At 61.4% G+C, this 2,610-nt stretch carries 3 protein-coding genes; all 3 read left to right on the top strand.

The window, feature by feature from the left end; all coding sequences use genetic code 11:
* Window positions 1-396, top strand: a 396-nt coding sequence (gene sdhC, locus AWB82_RS36475; RefSeq protein WP_096031488.1) for a succinate dehydrogenase, cytochrome b556 subunit, incomplete at its 5' end; no start/stop codon positions are given.
* A 2-nt stretch (window positions 397-398) separates the two neighbouring features.
* Window positions 399-767, top strand: coding sequence for a succinate dehydrogenase, hydrophobic membrane anchor protein (gene sdhD / locus AWB82_RS36470; protein WP_086974084.1), 369 nt, complete (start codon window positions 399-401; stop codon window positions 765-767).
* A 5-nt stretch (window positions 768-772) separates the two neighbouring features.
* Window positions 773-2,548 (top strand): succinate dehydrogenase flavoprotein subunit, encoded by a 1,776-nt coding sequence (sdhA, locus tag AWB82_RS36465; protein ID WP_086974083.1) that lies wholly within the window; start codon window positions 773-775, stop codon window positions 2,546-2,548.
* The last annotated feature ends 62 nt before the right edge of the window (window positions 2,549-2,610 follow it).

The raw sequence follows: 2,610 nt of genomic DNA, 5'->3' as shown, positions 1-2,610 counted from the left end.
AAAAAACCAAGGCCGGAATACCGGAACATCGGGATCGGCGATATCGCGAAGTATCGCTTGCCGCTTGCGGGCAAGATATCGATTCTGCATCGCGTGAGCGGGTTGCTGCTCTTCGTGTGTCTGCCGTTCATTCTGTATCTGCTCGATCAGAGCCTCACGTCGGAAATCTCGTTCGACGCGTTCAAGGGCTTTCTCGCCAACCCCATCGTCAAGATCGTCACGCTCGTGTTGTCGTGGGCGTATCTGCATCACTTCTGCGCGGGCATTCGCTATCTGCTGCTCGACACGCACGTCGCAGTCAGCAAGGAAGGCGGCCGGCAGACCGCGCTCATCGTGCTGATCGTTTCGCTGTTGCTCACGCTCGCGATGGCCCTCAAGATCTTCGGAGTGTTTTAAACATGGCAACGCAAAATCGAGTCGGCTCGAAGCGCCTGGTCGTCGGCGCGCATTACGGTCTGCGCGACTGGCTCGCGCAACGCGTCACCGCAATCGTGATGGCTGTGTACACCGTCATTCTTCTCTTCTGGTTCTTCGGCGCGCACAACTTTTCGTATGAAGGCTGGGCGGGTATCTTCGCGACCCAGTGGATGAAGCTCGCCACGTTCGTAGCCCTGCTTTGCCTCTTCTATCACGCGTGGGTCGGCATTCGCGACATCTGGATGGACTACGTGAAGCCCATGGGTCTGCGCCTGCTGCTGCAAGTGCTGACGATCCTGTGGCTCATCGGATGCGCCGGCTACGCTGCACAGATTCTCTGGAGAGTTTAAAGAATATGGCTGCAATCAAGACTTCCCTGCCGCGTCGTCGCTTTGACGTGGTCATCGTCGGCGCGGGTGGATCGGGCATGCGCGCATCGCTGCAACTCGCGCGCGCGGGTCTGTCCGTCGCGGTGCTGTCGAAGGTATTTCCGACGCGCTCGCATACGGTCGCCGCGCAAGGCGGCATCGGCGCGTCGCTCGGCAACATGAGCGAAGACAACTGGCACTATCACTTCTACGACACCATCAAGGGCTCCGACTGGCTCGGCGACCAGGATGCGATCGAGTTCATGTGCCGTGAAGCGCCGAACGCCGTCTACGAGCTCGAACACATGGGCATGCCGTTCGACCGCAACGCCGACGGCACGATCTATCAGCGTCCGTTCGGCGGCCACACGGCGAACTATGGCGAGAAGCCGGTGCAACGCGCATGCGCCGCGGCCGACCGTACCGGTCACGCGTTGCTGCACACGTTGTATCAGCAGAACGTCGAGGCCAAGACGCACTTTTTCGTCGAATGGATGGCGCTGGATCTGATCCGCGACGCCGACGGCGATGTGCTCGGCGTCACCGCGCTCGAAATGGAAACGGGCGACGTGTATATCCTCGAAGGCAAGACCACGCTGTTCGCCACGGGCGGCGCGGGGCGGATCTTCGCGGCATCGACGAATGCGTTCATCAATACCGGCGATGGCCTCGGCATGGCCGCGCGCTCGGGCATCGCGCTGCAGGACATGGAGTTCTGGCAGTTCCACCCGACCGGCGTGGCCGGCGCGGGCGTGCTCATTACCGAAGGCGTGCGCGGCGAAGGCGGCATTCTGCGCAACGCCAACGGCGATCGCTTCATGGAGCGCTACGCGCCGACGCTGAAGGACCTCGCGCCGCGCGACTTCGTTTCGCGCTCGATGGACCAGGAGATCAAGGAAGGCCGTGGCGTGGGTCCGAACAAGGATCACGTGCTGCTGGATTTGTCGCACATCGGCGCGGAAACGATCATGAAGCGTCTGCCGTCGATTCGCGAGATCGCGCTGAAGTTCGCGAACGTCGATTGCATCAAGGAGCCGATTCCGGTCGTGCCGACCATCCACTATCAGATGGGCGGTATTCCGACCAACATGCATGGTCAGGTCGTGGGCACCGCGAAGGGCTACGACGATCCGGTCAATGGCTTTTATGCCGTGGGCGAATGCTCGTGCGTGTCGGTGCACGGCGCGAATCGTCTGGGCACGAACTCGCTGCTCGATCTGGTCGTGTTCGGGCGTGCCGCGGGCAATCACATCGTCAAGCACGCGAAGGAATTGAAAGAGCACAAGCCGCTGCCGGCCGATGCCGCCGACTTCGCGATGGAACGTCTCGCGGTGCTGGAGAAGTCCACGTCGGGCGAATACACGCAGAACATCGCCAACGACATCCGCGCGTCGATGCAGGCGCATGCGGGCGTGTTCCGCACGTCGAAGCTGCTGGAAGAGGGCGTCGACAAGATCGCGGAGCTGGCCGAGCGCGTGAAGCACGTGCACTTGAAGGACAAGTCGAAGGTGTTCAACACCGCGAAGGTCGAGGCGCTGGAACTGGCGAACCTGATCGAAGTGGCACGCGCGACGATGGTCTCGGCCGAAGCGCGCAAGGAGAGCCGCGGCGCGCATGCGCACAGCGACTACGAGCATCGCGACGACGAGAACTGGATGCGTCACACGCTGTGGTTCAGCGAAGGCGATCGCCTGGATTACAAGCCGGTGCAGATGAAGCCGCTGACGGTCGAATCGGTGCCGCCGAAGGCGCGTACCTTCTAAGGAAAGCGCAAGGAAATCGAAATGGCAAAGAGAATTTTTGAAGTCTATCGCTACGATCCGGA

The organism is Caballeronia glebae (assembly GCF_001545035.1).
GTDB classification, from domain to species: Bacteria; Pseudomonadota; Gammaproteobacteria; order Burkholderiales; family Burkholderiaceae; genus Caballeronia; species Caballeronia glebae.
Note: the sequence above shows the minus strand (reverse complement) of the source record. Positions and strands in the feature narration are given on the sequence as shown.